This window comes from Sporosarcina sp. ACRSM, assembly GCF_022346545.1.
Taxonomy (GTDB): domain Bacteria; phylum Bacillota; class Bacilli; order Bacillales_A; family Planococcaceae; genus Sporosarcina.
Window position 1 is genome coordinate 52,294 of record NZ_JAKRNU010000001.1, and the last position, 17,393, is coordinate 69,686.

The following is a 17,393-nucleotide window of genomic DNA, read 5'->3' on the forward strand; positions in this document are numbered from 1 at the left end:
CCTACATCCCTATAACACACGAACTGATTGGTTGACCTCATCATACTCCATAATTTCTACATCCTTTGGAATGAGATGCCCGTATGTACGGATATAATATTCGCCTAATGTTTCATTACGTTTCACACTAAAATCTCTTAATACAAATAAGATTTTCCGGTACCCCTCTGGTGCTAAATGAAAATAATTCATCGTCTCGTTCCATACAGTAAGTTTCGCACTCGGTACGTTATCACTTGGACGTGTCCAACGATGTGATTTACATTCAATAATGATTTTCTCTTCTGCATTCAAAGGCGTACCGAGATCAAATCGATGATTCTTCTTTCGCTCATGTCCTACCGACAAACCAACATCCTTTATAATGTCATAGCCTAAATCTATAAAATGAGCATAGGCAATGACCTCAAAATCTCTGCCAATATGTGCATTACTAATGGACCCGATTCTTTGAAAATTCGTCATACGCATCCCCTTGCATACAGCTAGATTTTTAAACGAATTTGGCCTGTCAGAAGCTGTTGCATTAAACCTTTTTTTAGTTCTTCGTATTTTTCCTTTTCTTGTTCGTAGGTGTCGATTTGGTCGTCTACTGTTGAAAGGGTTTGAGCAATTTTTTCTTGTTCTTGTATAGATGGAAGGGTAATTTTAAATTTCTTGAAAAATGGTAAACCAATTGTTTTAATAGTACTTCCAATAGCAATTCTTTGAAATAGCTTTTTCTTGGAAAGTAAATAGTAATATAAAAATATGGGGTTTAATTTCTCCCCACAAATATAGTTTATAAAATGCTGGCTAGTTGCCATTTCATGTCTCATAATACCGATTTTACCCACCGTAGCATCCCTTAATATTATTACAGTATTAATCGGAAGCAATACTGCTGAAGAATTGTTAATTCCTTCAATTGTAGTATAATCAGTAGTTTCCTCCACATATCGATTATCTAACCTATATGTGTCTTTCAAAGAAATCCAAGGAATATTTCCATTCCAATAAGAATTAACTTTTTTATCAGGCGTATGACCAGATTTCCTTTCGGCGACCGTATCTAACAGTATATATTCCCATTGCTCCGGTATCTCCCCAAGTTCTGTCTGCTTAAACTCCGTATGCCCAATCCCTTTTGTTAGCAATTTCTGCATTAAACCTTTTTTCAATTCCTTTGTTATCACAATCAACTGCTCGGTTTCATCAATTTGATTGTCTACTGTTGAAAGGATTGAGGCGATTTTTTGTTGTTCTTGTATTGAAGGTAAAACAAATTTAAAAGAATCTATTTCTTGCTTATTAACTTTTGGAATACCTGTTCTTGCAGAGTTTGCAGTCATAGCTTTTGTGAATCTTTTATCTAATATCGAATATAGTAGATATTCTGGTGTTAATATCTCATTATTTACATCTATAGGATACATATCTGCACTACATAACCCTTTAAATCTCGGATAGGTTGCTTTTGCAAAATGAGGATTTATTTTTCCATATAACACATGGTTTTCATTGAACAAAAATTTTCCGCTAATTAAATTTTCATCTTTAACAAGACTATATTCTAATAATTTTCCGCTCTCTTTTTCAATATTTGCATTTCCTATATGGGGATACTCTCTATAGATTTCATTATTCGGGTCTACTAAACCTGATACAATCGAGCAACACTCTTTAAATTGAACTATTTCCCACTCACTCGGTATCTCCCCAAGCTCCGTCATCTTATATCCTTCACGCACTTCGCTCATTAAATTTCACCTACCCCAAGTTCACGTAAGTACTCATTTAACTTCGCTTTTGTGTCGTTACGTTTCACTTCGATTTCTTGAATGTCTTGTAGAACAGCCGCAATATCCACTTGCTCTTCTTCCTCTGATTTATCGATGTAGCGTGTAATGTTTAAGTTGTAGTCATTGTTTTTGATTTCCTCTAGTGACACAACACGTGCATATTTTTCAACGTCTTCATATGCATCAAACGTAGCGACGATTTTTGCAATATCTTCATCACGTAATGTGTTTTGATTTTTACCTTCTTGGTACTCGTCCTCTGCTGCAATAAATAGGACGTTACCTTTACGTTTCTCATCTTTTTCACGATTAAAAATAAGTACACACGCTGGTATACCTGTACCATAGAATAAATTCGATGGTAAGCCAATTACCGCTTCTAATAAGTCCGTATCTGACTGTAATAAACCTTCACGAATCTTTCCTTCCGCACCGCCACGGAACAGTACACCATGCGGCATTACAACACCCGCCATACCATTTGCTTTTAGTGAAGCAATCATATGCTGGATAAATGCATAGTCACCCGTATTTTTAGGTGGTATGCCGTATTGGAAGCGACCATATACGTCATGCTCTGCTTCTTCACGTCCCCATTCTTTAAGAGAGAAGGGTGGATTCGCAATTACCCGGTCAAACAGCATGATTTCCCCGTCTTCTACTAGCTTCGGTGTACGGATTGTATCGCCTTTTTCAATGCGATGGTCTGGTAGATCATGTAGTAATAAGTTCATCTTCGCAATTGACCATGTACCTAAGTTTTTCTCTTGTCCGAACAGCGACAAAGATTGTGGATTACCACCAGTTGATTTCACATAGTCTACTGATTGAATCAGCATACCGCCTGAACCACATGTTGGATCATACACGCGCATACTTTCTTCTGGTTTAATGAGCTTAACGATAAGCTCTACTACTTTTGAAGGCGTATAGAACTCTCCGCCTTTTTTCCCCGCATCGTCAGCAAACATTTTAATCAAATACTCGTATGCACGCCCTAACATATCTGGTTCAGGTAAACTTGCATTACGTAAGTCTAGTAATTCAAAGTGTTGCAATAAGCGTTGTAGGACACCATCTGTTAACACTTCTTTACGGTTGAAATCGATTGGTGTTAAAACCCCTTCAAGTGTTACGTTTTCGTTTTCAAGTGCCTCAAACGCTACGTTAATCGCAGAACCGATATTTTCCGCCTTTGTACGAATCATTGACCAACGTGCTGCTTCTGGCACATAGAACTGGTACTGATCTTGGTCATCCACCAATAATGCACCAATCTCCTCACCATGCTCTGCAATAATCGCCTCACGATGCTCCTCAAATACATCATTTAAACGTTTTAAAAACAGTAATCCGAATATGTAATTTTTAAAGTCGCCCGAATCGACCGAACCACGTAAAATATCGGCAGACTTCCAGAGATGCGATTCTAATTCTTGTAATGTTAGTTGATTCATTGTTGTGCCTCCATAAAAATTATTAATCCCTAACCTAACAGTACCATAAATCCCTAATAAGTCTTAAGGAAATAACATGATAAATATTTCCTATATTATGGTTTCACTCCATTTCCGTAAAAATCCACTCATACACTTCATTATCAGTTGCAGTTAATCAATCATTAATTACTCCACATGCTATAGACTATTCAAATCAAACTCAAACACGCAAGTACTAACTTACTCTAATCTTTTCAAAAAATATTTTTAAGATATCCATACTAGCACCACTACGATAAGATTTAATATTACTACTGGTAACCATTTAGTCAGTAGATTTTTTTCAATTATGTGCGCAACAAGTACCCTCACTAAAAAAGTAGACTGAAAACACCAATACAATTACAAACTACACCGAGTAATGCGCATTCTTTTCCATTCTGTTTAAACATTTTATTTCTCTAAAACTGATCAATCCAAGGAGTAGTCCCATTATACTAAGAATTGTTCCAGATTTTACAAATATTATTCCTAAAATTGATAGTATTCCAATCACTAAGGAGCCAATGGCTTACCATTCACATTTTTATTTTCTCGAATATCCTGAGTGTTCAATAACGTTCCGCCCTTCCATTCAACTTAGCCAAATGTCATTTTATTTTTTAATCATTTCGTATGAGATTAATGGTCAATAGTTCACTACTATTAGATGTGCGAACTGTCCATATGCAAATTGAATATGAAAAACGGTACCACATACCCTTTAACCTATCCCCTCACCAATACCCGTTCTCCCGCCCATGCATGTCCTAAATAATAAGGATAGGCAACGACTTTGTTGCGATGGAAGTAAAGGATCTCCTCGGTATTCGTTTCATCGAAATGAAAAAGTTTCTTCATTAAAGAGGATGCGTTCGTCAATCGTTTTGGCGTTTCCCGGAAGAGGTCTTGGTGGAGCGCTTGTGCCTCTAAGACGTTTTCACTAAAGTAAAATGCGAAGCGATCCGGTTCCTTCGTTTCGGCGACGTATAATTTGATTTTGCCGATGCTTAACCTATTTTCTTCGGCCATTATCGAAATCGCTTCATCGTCATAGTCGATAGTGTCGAGTCGTTTGGAATCGTCATTCAATTGTACTTTACCATTTGTAATTGCCCAAAAAATCCTGTGTGCCAAATGAATCATATCCATCTCAATCGCTAAATCAAGCACTTCTTGTACAGTTACCATCTTCACTCCACCCTCTTCCTTTATCGTCTTGACGCCGAACGCCCTGTGCTTTTGTTAATCCCATTTAATATTGTGTAGAATGCCTGTTTCTTTCACATAACGGACAGTTGCTGTTCCTGTGGGTCCGTTACGATGTTTTGCGATATTGATTTCTAACAGGCCGGGCCTGTCCGTTTCTTTGTTGTAATAATCGTCACGATATAAAAAACCGATCACATCCGCATCTTGTTCGATATTGCCCGAGTCGCGTAAATCGCTCATGATGGGGCGTTTGTTGTCCCGGGCTTCGACGCCGCGATTCAGTTGGGACAGGCAAATGACAGGACAGTTAAATTCTTTTGCCATTTGCTTTAGTTCGTTGCTAATTTGTCCGATCGTTTCCGTACGATTATGGCTCTTGGATTCACTACGGATAATTTGCAAATAATCGATGAAAACAATCGGTTTGAGTTTCGGCTCCGTATGCATTATTTTTCTCGTTACGGCACGCATTTGAGATACGGTCAGTCCGGCGCTGTCATCAATATGAATATTCGCTTCGTTCAATCTCGCGAGTGTCGGGAGCCAATTCGCTTTTTGTTTGTCCGTGAAATACGTGTAAGGATTCCGCATACGCAGTCGGTTATAGCCGCCCATGATGGCGATGAAACGGTCAATCATCGACGTTCTGCTCATCTCCAGCGAAAAAATGATCGGCTTATATCCTGCTAATCCGGCATGTAGTGCAAAATGGTTCAATGTATCGGTCTTCCCCATCGACGGTCTTGCTGCGATGACGATCAGTTCGGCTGGTTGGAAGCCGTCAAGCAATTTGTCGACGTCGTTCAATCCTGTCGGAACACCAGGTACATGTAGCATTTCTTCATAAGGCCTTTCGCCCATCCGTACCAAATCCATTTTAATGCTCGTTTCACTTCCTGCATGGCCTTCATTTTCCAACTTCTCGAACGCTTGTTGGATTGTACCGATTTCCCAATCCCCCTGTTGTGCCTGAATCAGAATTTTATTCTTCTCACGGTTTTTCCATGCTTCTCGCATCATGTCCACATACTGATCAAACTTTGTCGGACTTGCAAAATTCACGAGACTTGCCAAGTAATTCGCGCCGCCGAGTGCTTCGGGCGCCATCATCGTCAGAAGTGTCACATAGTCAACGGGACGTTTTTTTGCCAGTAATGCTTGCATGCAATCAAAAATATTTTTGTGGATTTGACTGTTGAAAAAGTCTTGTTTCACTCCGCCATCGACGATTAAATACGGTTCCGAGAGCATTGACCCTAACACGCTTTTTTCAATCTGCTCATGACGTTCCATCCCTTAGGCCTCCCCTTCGCTAAAGTCCAATTCGAGTGGTTTTGGTGGAACGCTTTCTGGCGAGACGGTCCTCCTCGACTCTTCCAAATAGTTTTCAAAGTTCGTTGCATTGAACAACGTAGATGGACGTAAATACTTCTGCCAATGTGGATGATCTCGCCATTCTTTTGCTTTCGTATCAATGACCCTCTTGAAATCGGCCATTGTATACCCTTCACGGAATCGTGCATGCACTAAACGTGCAGTTGCCTTCGAAGACGGCTGGAATTGTTTGTCTGCTTTGTCATTCAAGTATTCAATCACAGACACAACGTCGAGATTGTTCTCGACAGGTTCTTTTTTAATTCTTTTATTCTTTTTAGTTATTGCTAGGGGCATGTTGCCTTCTAGAGAGGGGGCGTTTTGCACTTCCTCTCGAGCTGATGATGCTGTTGTCGATGTCGCATCTTGCCCCGACTGCGATTGCAGCATTTTATAATCAATACGATACCACTTTGTTTTATCCATTTTCGTCCGATTATACGAAGCGGTGGAAATAATATAGCCGCTATTTTCCAGTCGACGAATCGCCCTTTTGATCGTATCGACAGACCAAAACGGAAATTCTTCGTTTTTCCACTCGTCATATGTTTTGTAAACCCACTTATGCCCATCCCGAACATGCGTCGAGATGAGCGATCTGAAGTGTAATTGCTGCAGTAAAATCGCCTCATTCAATCCCACTTGCACAGCAAGTGATGGAATCACTTGAAGCGGTGACTCTTTGATTAATAAATGCATGAAAAATCCCCCTCGTAGTGTCTTTTGAAATTGAGTACGACGTCTTGTGCTTAGACGAACGATGCTTTCACCCTTTATATAGACAATTCAATCGCAAAAGTGGACAACTTGAGGACAACTATTTTTTTCACGTTGGGAATGTAGAAGAATAAAAGCAAAATCCGACAAAAAATAAAGAGGCCTGCCAACCTACAGATAGAAACTGTATGGCCGACAGGCACTCGAAAGGTTATGGAATTTCTCACTGAAAATCAGGCGGAGAGTAATTTTAATATAAAAGGCAGAAAGAGATTGACCGAAGAAGTTTTCCTGAAATCAGCGAGAAGCTTGAATGGGGAGTTATAAAACAATACCAGGTTCCAACACAATTCAAAATCATGTTAGAACCTGGTGCCTAAATTTACATATTAGTTAGATTCTGCATTCGCATCTTTGTTGTAATTGATCTGAGAAGGATCAACTGGAGTATATCCTTTTGGCGTATAGAATCTCAATAAGTCACCATTCACGACTTTATCGGAAAGCTCCAATTTATAATCTACTTCTTTTTTAATCGAATTTGCCAACTCTAATTGGCTATCATCTAGTGGTAAGCCTGTTTCATTGTCATAAAATTTTCCATTAATTGAATAAATCGCAGGGCTCACAAAACCGCCATTTCTAAATGGAACAATTTCATTATGCTCTTCTGATAATAAATCTGAACCAAATTGAATAAAGTTTTTCGTATCAATTCCTAGTAAATGTAATAACGTTGGAAGAAGGTCTGTTTGGCCACCATAAGTATGGTTGGTTCCACCTTGCATTCCAGGAACATGTATGAATAATGGTACGCGTTGTAAATTAGCACTTTCATAAGGTGTAATTTCTTCTCCCATGACTTGTCCCATCGCTTTTTTATGATTTTCTGAAATACCATAATGGTCGCCATAAAGAACAATCATCGAATTATCATATAAGCCTAATTCTTTTAATTGATTGAAGACTTGTTTGATCGCTTCATCTGTATAACGCGCTGTTTGGAAATAAGCGTCAACACTTACATCTCCAGTATCGGCTTTATCTATTGTTACTAAGTCTTGATTTATTTTATATGGGTAGTGGTTTCCTACCGTAATCAATTTCGTATAAAAAGGTTGTGGTAACGAACTTAAAAGGCTCTCAGATTGTTCATAAAATGGTTTATCTAACAAACCATATTCAGCCATATCTTTTGGTGAACTCGTGTCATAATAACTAGCATCAAAAAAGTTATCGAAACCAAATGATTTATAAATTACATTTCGATTCCAGAAGCTCCCGTTATTACCGTGGAACACAGCTGATGTATAGCCATAATCTTTTAAAATACTCGGAGCTGCTTGGTACGTGTTTTGTGCTTTTGTAATAAAAGCAGACCCTTGTGGTAACCCAAAAATAGAATTTTCCAGCATAAATTCTGCATCGGAAGTTTTACCTTGACCTGTTTGATGGAAAAAATTATCGAAATACATTGTGTTCTCATCTTTTGTTAATGAATTTAAAAATGGTGTAACTTCTTCACCGTTTAATTTGTAGTCGATCAGAAAGTTTTGGAATGATTCTAAATGTAAATAGATGACGTTCATTCCTTTTGCTGCACCAAAATATTTTTCATTAGGGTTGGCGTAGTTAGATTTTGTATAGTTAATCACTTCTGTAATATCATCACTGTCCGCCAAAACTCTCTGTGATGATGCTTTCATCGTTTCTACTGAGTCATAAATCGAGTAGTTATACATTCCTAGATATTTCACAATATAGTTTCTATCAAAACCCCGAGTTAATAGTTGCGGACGACTCATTTCAGCGAGTCCTAAATTTATGATAGATACTACTAATGCAAAAGCAATAATTGCTATTGCTTTTTTATATCCAAAATGGTTTGTTTCCTTTTGTATTTTTCTTGAAAATCGCAGGTAAAAAATCACAAATACATCCACAAAGAACAAGATATCAAAAGGTTTTATTAAAGAAAGAACACTTCCACCTAAATCTCCGAAGTTCTGCGTTTGGAAAATTGTGGGTAACGTAATGAAATCAGTAAAAAATCGATAATAAACCACATTGGCATATAAAAGAATAGACATAAGCGTGTAAACTACAACTAGTGATGTATATTTTTTCTTTCCTTTAAATAAAAATGACAACCCTAGAAATAGCAATGCTGAACCTAGTGGATTTATGAGCAAAAGAAATTGTTGAAGAGGCCCTTCTACACCTAGTTCAAATTGTGATCGTTGAGTGATATATGTTTTAATCCATAACGTCAAAACAGCTAATAAATATATTCCTAAAAAGTTGTTTAAAAGATGATCTTTTTTACTTACTAAATTTCTCATTTTTACACCAACCTTTTACTTAATTTATATTCAAATTATTAGTATTAAATTCAAAAAAATATTACTTTACAATAACATTTTTTTGCCGCTAAGGAAGCTTACTCCACATTCATACTTCTGTCAAGTTTTTGAAACCCAATCAATTACGCCTCGGCGTAATTGCGTCCAGATTTTTTCGAGCTCGCTCGAAAAGCTCCTCTAAAAAATCTGTGACATCCGCCGGAGGCTTTATCTTCGTTCAGCGGGCGTTTGGACACCCGCTGAACAGGAAAACAAAACCGCATTCATCTCACCACCTAGAGAGGTGGGAGTCTTCTGCTGAATGAAGATAAAACTACATGACACTAAAAAATGCCAAAACCCTTGCTGTATCAAGAGTTTTGATCTTCATTGAAACTCTAGGCAGGATAAGGATTTTATTTATATAAATACGTACAGAAGCCAACCGGCAGTTGATTCGGTTGGCTTCTTCCTTTTTTCATCAATTGTAGCGTATTTACTGAATAATGCTCTGCATAGGCACCCGGGCTTGTTACGGAACAACCGTGCATCATGGGCTGCTTTGTTGCCAATTTGAAGGACGTGATGTAGGACGTCTCGAATTTCAGGCGTTAAATAGCCTTTTTCGTTGAGCAGCTCGAGTCGTTCTTTCAAATTCGCCCATGGCTCATCGGGCTGCTTTTCCGCCTTGATCACTTGTTGCAATATATTTTCAACGAAGGCTGTCGCATGTGTCAGCACGGTACGTAGGCTTGCGAATATGCTGTTTTCCTGCTCACGTGCAACGTATGCGAGTTCTTTCGATAGTGGTTCAAGAAATTGATAGAAGTATGATGGTTTTTCCGTGTGACAGTTCCTCCGGCCTTGTGAAATCCTGTTTATAGTCTTATTTTTCCACACTCGCACTATCTTAGGATTTTCAGGATGAAGGAGTTTTTGTTGGACACCAGGTTACATGACAGTAAGCCCGTAATATAAAAATGAGCGCACCTTTTAGTGCGCACGACGAATAACCATCACATATAATCGTTCCTTTAAAGTTCACGGTGAAATCTTCTAATACAGAACGGCTTTTCGATAAAGAACTTTGAAAAAGAACAATCGTTGGTCCTTGGCATGATACGCTACGGAAAACCCAATTATAGGCGTTAGACTGACCCGACTTACCGTCTGATCGATTGATAAGATGGGCTTAGGTTTCATCCACGTGTAGCATAGATTTAGCCGTCAATGGCTGTTTCATAAACTCGAAAACAGGAGAAAGGCAATCTTCTGTTGTGCGAATAACCCAGTTCAATAAATTTTTATCATTGATCAGCAGACCATAACGTTTCCATTCCTTTACCTGACGGTAAGGGGGGCAAGTATTAAACTCATTTGAACGTGATTTTTCAGCGCAAAAAGCCATGAGCATAAAACTCATGGCCTTTGAACATACTTCGTTATCCTTGCAAAACCTTCTCCATCTCCGCTCGTTTTTTATAAAACTCTTGCAAAAAGTTCTTTTCGTAAGCATAACCCGCTCTTATTAAAACAGGTTCTGCATACGAAGATGTAACAAGTTGAAGGCCAACTGGTAAATTGTTCGCGCCGAATCCAATTGGAATGGAGAGGGCCGGTTGTTCAGTCAAATTAAACATGGCCGGATAACGCGTCATGGCACTGAATACATCTTCAGGAACCTCCCCCAAATGCACCATTTCCTTGCCAATTCTTTGCGACGTCGTCGGCGTTACAGGTGAGACCAACACATCTACATGTAAAAATAAATTTTCAAATTCGTGAATTAGTTCTTCCTTCCGATTCAACGCCTGTAAATAACGTAATGCGGAAATATCGCGACTTGCCTTCAACACAGCGCCAACATCTCTTCCAAATTGCGATTCAGGTTTATCGATATAGGCGTTGTGGACAAAACCTGCTTCTGTCATCGCTATAATTGTTATAATATCACGGTCTTCGTCTGTAAACGGTATATCCACTTCGACTAACACCGCGCCCATAGATGTAAACTGTTCAAGCGATTGTTGATAAAGGGCCGCTGTTTCTTCGTCCATTTTTTCATTTAAATAGTTCGTAGGCACACCAATTCGCAATCCACGAATGTCTTCCTCCAAAAACAGAGAATAATCATCACCTGTCGCCGCATCCATCATGATTGCAAGGTCGTCCATTGTTTTCACTATCGGTCCGACATGATCAAGCGTCCACGAAATGTTTTTCACACCCGTCGCCGGAATTAAATCGCGAGTTGCCTTTAATCCAATGACTCCACAAGCTGCCGCTGGAATACGAATCGATCCGCCCGTGTCGGTGCCAATTGAAGCCGCACATAAAGAAGCCGCTACTGCTGTTCCCGATCCACCGCTCGAACCACCCGGAGTATATTCGGAATTCCACGGATTTTTTGCCGGACCGTAGAACGGATTGTTCGACGTAATCCCAAATGCAAACTCATGCAAATTCGCTTTCCCTACATTCACGGCACCTTCACGCTGAAGCACATCCACAATACCCGCATTCAGCTCCGGTACAAACGCTTCGTCAATTTTGGAACCACTTGTCGTTCGCAATCCTTTTGTGAATAAATTATCTTTATATGACAAAGGAATGCCTTCCAAAATTCCTGTATCTTCCCCGAACAAAAACTTTTTCTCCGAAATCTCAGCTTGCTGTAAAGCTTGGCGATCGTTAACGGTTATATAAGCGTTCAATTCTTCAAACTCATGAATACGATCCAAGTAATACTTCGTCACCTCAACCGGTGAAAACGACTTCGCTTCATATCCTTTTATCAGTTCACGAATGGTTAACTCTCTCAAACTCATCCCTGCCTTGTAATAGTAATTATGCCACGATTTTGAATTTCACTTGCGCATTTCACAATCGTGGCGATCTTTGGTGACTTTATCTTAATTCAGCTGTAATTTAGTGCTGTGTATCATCGCATTTTCTACATCTTTTTTCTTAAATAAATACGGCTTGAATTCCCAGTTCTCATACATTTCAACTTGGTCCGTGTAATAATTACTAATCGTGCCATCTTTTTTCACAAATCCAATTTGACCAGGCGGTGTAATATTAAAGCCTACCGGTCCTCCCGGGGCCATTTCAATATAATGATTTTCACTACCGCGATTCATTTCAATGACGGAAGGTGCAGGTCCATTACTATGTGGAACCGCAATTAGCGATTCGTGGCCAAACGTCATTTTTTTGATTTCAGATTTCCAGCTGTCCACATCTTGCCCTTTTTCTTCTTCTAACGTCGCCAACGCTTTTTCAACACTAGCTATAATTACTTGTTCAGGAGATTCCTCCAGCCATTGATAGTTTGTCTCGTCCTCATTCAAGAGTCGATATGCTAAAGAGCCTCCATAACGATGATTCGTAATCGGATTCGTTATTTCGGAAAAACCGTCAAGCTGATCCTCAAATAAGGCATCATGCACATTGTTCCACCATTCATCAAAAAACGTTGCAATTGCAGCGTCGTAGTAGCCATCTTTGTTTGTGTCTTCTTTCAAGTTATTCCAATTCTCAAGTTCCTCGATCAAAACTCCGTAATTCGCATTCGAGCCCTTATGATTATTCAATGCCTCAATTAACAATGGTTTAAATTTATTCGTACGTAGCGCTACAAAACTAGCATGGTGATTGATATCATTTAAGTCATCCAACGTAACTTTTTCTCGCGCTTCCATTCCGTTAATGAATTGTTGCACTCGATTATCTTCGCCCCAATAGAAGCTATTCTCGCCATTACTCCAAGTCGCCTCTGGTTTGTTGTTCCAATTGACGACATAGCCATTTTTCGGATTCACGACTTGTGGATTCTCTTTGAATGGTAAGAACCCTTCCCACTCATATTCTCCTGTTCCGGGAGTTGGAATTCTTTCATCGATTTGTGCATTTCGAATTGGATATTTTCCGACATGGTAATAGCCAATATCGCCATTTTTACTTACATAATACCAATTGAGCGACATCGTAAATTTACTAGCAGCTTGTTCAAACTGATTGCGGTTTTTAGCAAAGTTCGCCTCCATAAACGCGGCCATACTTGTCGCTTCTGTTCCGCGGAAAGCCCATGCTTTACTATAAGCAATCTGTTGTTCTTCATCTATGCTAATGACTGGACCATGTACTGTTCGGTAAAATACTTCCTCGATCATTTCGCTTTCGCCATTATCCTTTTTCACGTTAATCAATTCCGTTCTCTTCTCCATCTCTCTCCACTCGCCCTTATACAAGTATTTCGTGGAATCTTGTGGATGAATTGTTTCTTCAAATAGATCGACGACATTTCCGTAACCAGCCGTTGATGAAAAAGCAAAATCATTATTCGCACCAAACATGATGAACGGGTACCCGATAAAACTTGACCCTACCATGTCATAGCCCGGTGTGTGTAGCCCAACTTCATATAAAAATCCTGGTGCAACAAAACCAACTTGCGGTCCACTCATTAATAATGCATTTCCTGTTTTCGATTTATCCGCCCCGACAATTATTGCGTTACTTCCTACAGAAAGTGGCAAGCCTAACTCTTCAGACGCTTGGACATATTCTTCTCGTTCCTTGTCCAACTGTTTAGCAACATTCGTAGCTACGGATGAAATCGTTTGCATACTTTTAGATGAAGAACGTTTCTTTGATTTATTTTCGGTCGGAATGCTCGTCGGAGCCTGCGGATCATCTACCCACACTAAATCATCGAACATGTCGCGTGCTACTTCTTTTCCAAAGGTTTCTTCCAAGTCCTCTAGCAATCTAGCATTCGTCAATTCTTGATGATTATCCATAAAGAACGTCATAGACGCCATAAATAAGCGGACAACATCGGTGGAAGTCCACTCTCGCGGAAGAAAATCATAGTCGTGAAACTCCTTCGGAAGCTTCTCCTCTGGATCATGTAACGCTTCCTCCACATAACGGGAAATTCCCTTCGCAAACTGTGCAATCAATTCCTCGTACTTCGGCTCTACTTTAGCAAGCATTGCTTCAACTTCTTCGTTTGTATGGCCATCACGTCTCGTTTGCAAGTCTTTAGATAAATAAGCTTCTCCAAAAATCTCTGAAACGGTCCCCTCATTCCCTCGACGGAACATCTCTAACTGAAACAAACGATCCTTTGCCATTACATAGCCATACGCTTCATATAAATCTTGTTTATTTTTAGCGTACAAATGTGGCACTCCGTAAGAATCCCGAAGAATCGTCACCTCTCCGACTTTCTCCTTTTTCCCCATCTCTCCCGCCAAAACAATATGTTGCGGAAGAATCAATACCAACACCAACAATAACGAAACGAGCCATCTTCTTCGCATTCATACACCCCCGGTAAAGTATTACAATTACAAAACGAATTATACATTTCCTGTTACACATAGTCAAACTAGTCACAAATATCTCAATTATATTTATTGTTTTTCCCGGATCTTTCTTACGTCACATTGGGTAGTAGATATGTTTCCAAGCACCGATGAAATGAATTAAACTAGATTGGATAATACGATATCGCTGCGTCCTTCTTTATTAATCATGTATATTAATGGGGAGATCGATCGTATCATCGAATGGCGATGGGTTGGACCGTGTACCGATCGGCTTTTCCTTTCCTCCAATTCTTCCTGTTCCACTTTCGTCACATCTTGAGAGATTGAAGTACCATCTGCGCCGGACTTCACTTCACGGCTATTTTTCTCATCAATATTCCCGTAAGCTGCAAGAAAGGCCTGCCATCATAGTAATAGTGCTTCGGCATTCCTTTTTTCTTTTGCAGCGAAGTAACCGGAAAGACGATGGACTCCACGAGGGCAGCCACATCTTCTCGCACAGCCTCGATGCCCACTTGCAAGTCCTCAGGGAAATGGCTATGTATATCATGAATTGACAGCATTTCATCTTCGGCTGTATAAGTTTTCAATATGCGGATCACTTCAAGAAGACGTTCCCTTGCCGTGATAGGGTTTTGGGTCAACTTCATCACACTTTCGCATTGTTTCTTTCAATCTTACAATATAAACAGTACCAGGTTCCAACGCAATTCAGAATTGTGTTAGAACCTGGTACTCGTTTGAGCACCTTTCACTAAAAACTATGACAAAAAGTATCCATATTATGTTAGCATGATATTAGATTTCGGCTCTCATCATCAACTTATGGGAGTCGCTATTCACTATTATTTTATGGGGTGGGTTTGTGAAACTATTATTTCCGTTGTTAGCGATGTTAGGTGGTGCTGCAGTCGCCTTTCAAGTACAGATTAATGGTAGTTTAGGGAAAAGGACAGGCGTATTAGAAGCTTCCTTTATCTCATTTGGTATCGGTACACTTGCATTATTTTTTATTGTTTTATTTTTTGGTAAAGGGAACTTTATGGCGGTTTCTGCAGTCCCCAAATGGCAATTATTTGGAGGTCTGTTAGGTGCATTTTATGTTATTGTTACCATCTTAATCGTACCAAAGCTCGGCGTTGCACCCACGCTTATTGCCGTCATTGCAGGGCAGATCTTATTAGGAGCGATTATCGATCATTTTGGATTATTTGGCGGAGAAGTCAAACCAATCGATTTAAAAAAATCCGCAGCCATACTTTTACTGTTTTTCTCTCTGTATTTATTCAATCATAAATAACAAGATGTGGTGACCGACCATTCGATCACCACATCTTGTTATTGTGTTTCCGGGAAGAACACCTGGGCTGTGCTGATGTCCACCAGCGTGGGAGCATTCGTATGGAGTGCTTCTTCCAGCACTGATTCCAGCTCAGTATCTGAGGTGGCGCGTAATCCTTTCCATCCGCAGGCTTCTGCCAATTTTAGAAAATCAGGGTTGGTTAAATCTACCCCTACTTCTTTCTTATTTGCCACTTTGAGTTTATCTCTCTCCATTTGCAGGCTCTCATTATTTAAGACAACGACTGTAATATTGAGTTCATAGCGGGTCGCTGTCAATAGATCAGCAAGCACCATTTGAAGTCCTCCGTCCCCGACTACCGCCACTACTTGTTTTTCAGGTTTTATCAGCTTGGCGGCCATTGCGGCTGGAAGACCAAAGCCCATTGTTCGCCAGTAGCCTGAGAATAAAACAGCTTGTTCTTTTTGTCGGAAGTTGCGATTCGTCCATACTGTATTATCTCCTGTATCCAATGCAAGAATTGCGTCCGGTGCCACTGTTCGGTCAAGGGCGCGGATAATCCGTGCAGGATGGACAGGATAACCCGTAGAACTCCCTTCCTTTTCATTGTGCAAAGCCCATTTCTCTTTTATTTCCTGGCAACGAGCCACCCAATCTTCAGAGCGGGAGAATCCTTGAAGGCTCTCCGTTATAAATGGAAGCACTTCTTCTGCTTTGCCCGTGATTCCAAGTTCTGTTGGAATGTCTTTTACAAATTTATCGAAATGGGGATCAATCTGGATAATCCGTGCACCCGTTGGCACATACCCTTCCGGCCACCATGCCGTACCTGCAAGAAGTACCACATCCGACTCCTTAAATAGATCAGCGACATAAGGGTTGCCGCCCTCGCCAATCCCTTGCAAATTATGCAAGGAAGATTCATCGAACAAGCCTTTCCCGCCCAAGCTTGTAAGGATGCCAGCTCCCCACAAATCAGCGAGTTTCTCTAACTCCTCTGAAGCGGCAGCAGCTCCGGAGCCTGCAAGGATCATTGGCCGCTTAGCTGTTTTCATAACTCCTGTTGCCTGTTCCAAGCTTTCTTTCGTGAAGACGGAAGCGCCCTCGATAACATCCGGCAATGGACGAGGTTCCCCTGTAGCCGGCATCATGAAAATGTCCTTTGGAACGGACAAATGTGTGACAACCCGCTGTCCGAGTGCTGTCCGCACTGCTTTTTGAAGCACTTCAATTGTCGCATCCGGGTTGGCCAGATTAGCGGAGTAAGCGGCAAAAGGCTTCATAAGCTCCTGCTGGTCAATATACTGCGGAAATTCCGTGCCAATTTTATTACTCGGTGCCTGTCCAGTGATGGCAAGTACAGGCGCTTTGTCTGCATGTGCATCACCGAGCCCATTTAGCAGATTAGCTGCACCAGGTCCCATCGTCGCGGTACACACGCCAAGCCTCCCTGTCAGTTTCGCTTCGGCAGACGCCATAAATGCAGCTGTCGACTCATGCTTGACCGCAATGTATTTAATTTTATCTTGCTTAGCCAGTGCATCGATAATCCCGAAGGTGGCATCGCCCACTACCCCATATATCCGTTGTACACCAAACAAAGACAATTGATCCAGCACCAATTCACCAACCGTTCGCTCTGTTTTTCCCATAACCTATGAACCTCCTTGATCGCTCTTTCCAACTTGCTAGGCATAAAGCATCTTTTTATTTTTCGTTCATCTTATTTGTTCCCGAAAAAGCGCCGGTTAATCTTCGTTTTACCAAACGCATGGCAAAATGAGGATTAAGTTGTACCATGCTGGATGACTATCTACCATGGTCAAAAAACATCCTGCTTTCATACA

13 protein-coding genes and 1 pseudogene are annotated in these 17,393 nt (G+C 40.3%); 1 reads left to right on the top strand and 13 read right to left on the bottom strand.

Translation table 11 applies throughout. The features are described from left to right. Positions 1-9 precede the first annotated feature (9 nt). The 12 genes and pseudogenes from MHZ95_RS00235 to MHZ95_RS00290 all read right to left on the bottom strand — a co-directional run bounded on the left by MHZ95_RS00235 (position 10) and on the right by MHZ95_RS00290 (position 14,893). A complete protein-coding gene (locus MHZ95_RS00235; RefSeq protein ID WP_239388277.1) occupies positions 10-465 on the bottom strand; it encodes a hypothetical protein in 456 nt (151 codons plus the stop codon). Positions 466-485: 20 nt separating this feature from the next. Continuing rightward, entirely contained in the window at positions 486-1,739 is a 1,254-nt protein-coding gene (locus MHZ95_RS00240; protein ID WP_239388279.1) for a restriction endonuclease subunit S, read from the bottom strand. Further along, positions 1,739-3,238 (bottom strand): type I restriction-modification system subunit M, encoded by a 1,500-nt coding sequence (locus MHZ95_RS00245; RefSeq protein WP_239388281.1) that lies wholly within the window; start codon positions 3,236-3,238, stop codon positions 1,739-1,741. Before MHZ95_RS00245 ends, MHZ95_RS00240 begins: the two co-directional genes overlap by 1 nt. Positions 3,239-3,988: 750 nt before the next feature. Continuing rightward, entirely contained in the window at positions 3,989-4,450 is a 462-nt protein-coding gene (locus MHZ95_RS00250) for an immunoglobulin domain-containing protein (RefSeq protein ID WP_239388283.1), read from the bottom strand. 54 nt (positions 4,451-4,504) lie between these two features. Continuing rightward, on the bottom strand, positions 4,505-5,764 hold the full coding sequence (locus tag MHZ95_RS00255) for a replicative DNA helicase (RefSeq protein ID WP_239388285.1): 1,260 nt from the start codon (positions 5,762-5,764) through the stop codon (positions 4,505-4,507). A 3-nt stretch (positions 5,765-5,767) separates the two neighbouring features. Beyond that, complete coding sequence (locus MHZ95_RS00260; RefSeq protein WP_239388287.1) at positions 5,768-6,544, bottom strand: conserved phage C-terminal domain-containing protein; 777 nt, start codon at positions 6,542-6,544, stop codon at positions 5,768-5,770. A 407-nt stretch (positions 6,545-6,951) separates the two neighbouring features. Continuing rightward, positions 6,952-8,904 (bottom strand): lipoteichoic acid synthase, encoded by a 1,953-nt coding sequence (gene ltaS, locus MHZ95_RS00265; RefSeq protein WP_239388289.1) that lies wholly within the window; start codon positions 8,902-8,904, stop codon positions 6,952-6,954. A 420-nt stretch (positions 8,905-9,324) separates the two neighbouring features. After that, positions 9,325-9,804 carry a DUF4145 domain-containing protein gene (locus MHZ95_RS00270; RefSeq protein ID WP_239388291.1) on the bottom strand — a complete coding sequence of 160 codons (480 nt, stop codon included), beginning with the start codon at positions 9,802-9,804 and terminating at the stop codon, positions 9,325-9,327. A 103-nt stretch (positions 9,805-9,907) separates the two neighbouring features. Then, a pseudogene (locus tag MHZ95_RS21040) lies at positions 9,908-10,264 on the bottom strand (IS66 family transposase); the annotation flags it as partial. An 82-nt stretch (positions 10,265-10,346) separates the two neighbouring features. Beyond that, positions 10,347-11,726: an amidase gene (locus MHZ95_RS00280; RefSeq protein WP_370642861.1), complete on the bottom strand. Its 1,380-nt coding sequence runs from the start codon at positions 11,724-11,726 to the stop codon at positions 10,347-10,349. 90 nt (positions 11,727-11,816) lie between these two features. Further along, positions 11,817-14,234 carry a penicillin acylase family protein gene (locus MHZ95_RS00285; RefSeq protein WP_239388295.1) on the bottom strand — a complete coding sequence of 806 codons (2,418 nt, stop codon included), beginning with the start codon at positions 14,232-14,234 and terminating at the stop codon, positions 11,817-11,819. 356 nt (positions 14,235-14,590) lie between these two features. Further along, positions 14,591-14,893 carry a hypothetical protein gene (locus MHZ95_RS00290; protein ID WP_239388297.1) on the bottom strand — a complete coding sequence of 101 codons (303 nt, stop codon included), beginning with the start codon at positions 14,891-14,893 and terminating at the stop codon, positions 14,591-14,593. Positions 14,894-15,108: 215 nt separating this feature from the next. Between MHZ95_RS00290 and MHZ95_RS00295 the strand changes: the two genes are divergently transcribed. Further along, on the top strand, positions 15,109-15,543 hold the full coding sequence (locus tag MHZ95_RS00295; RefSeq protein WP_239388299.1) for a DMT family transporter: 435 nt from the start codon (positions 15,109-15,111) through the stop codon (positions 15,541-15,543). 38 nt (positions 15,544-15,581) lie between these two features. Here the strand turns inward: MHZ95_RS00295 and MHZ95_RS00300 are convergent, their stop codons facing one another. Beyond that, on the bottom strand, positions 15,582-17,198 hold the full coding sequence (locus MHZ95_RS00300) for a thiamine pyrophosphate-binding protein (protein WP_239388301.1): 1,617 nt from the start codon (positions 17,196-17,198) through the stop codon (positions 15,582-15,584). Positions 17,199-17,393: the final 195 nt, after the last annotated feature.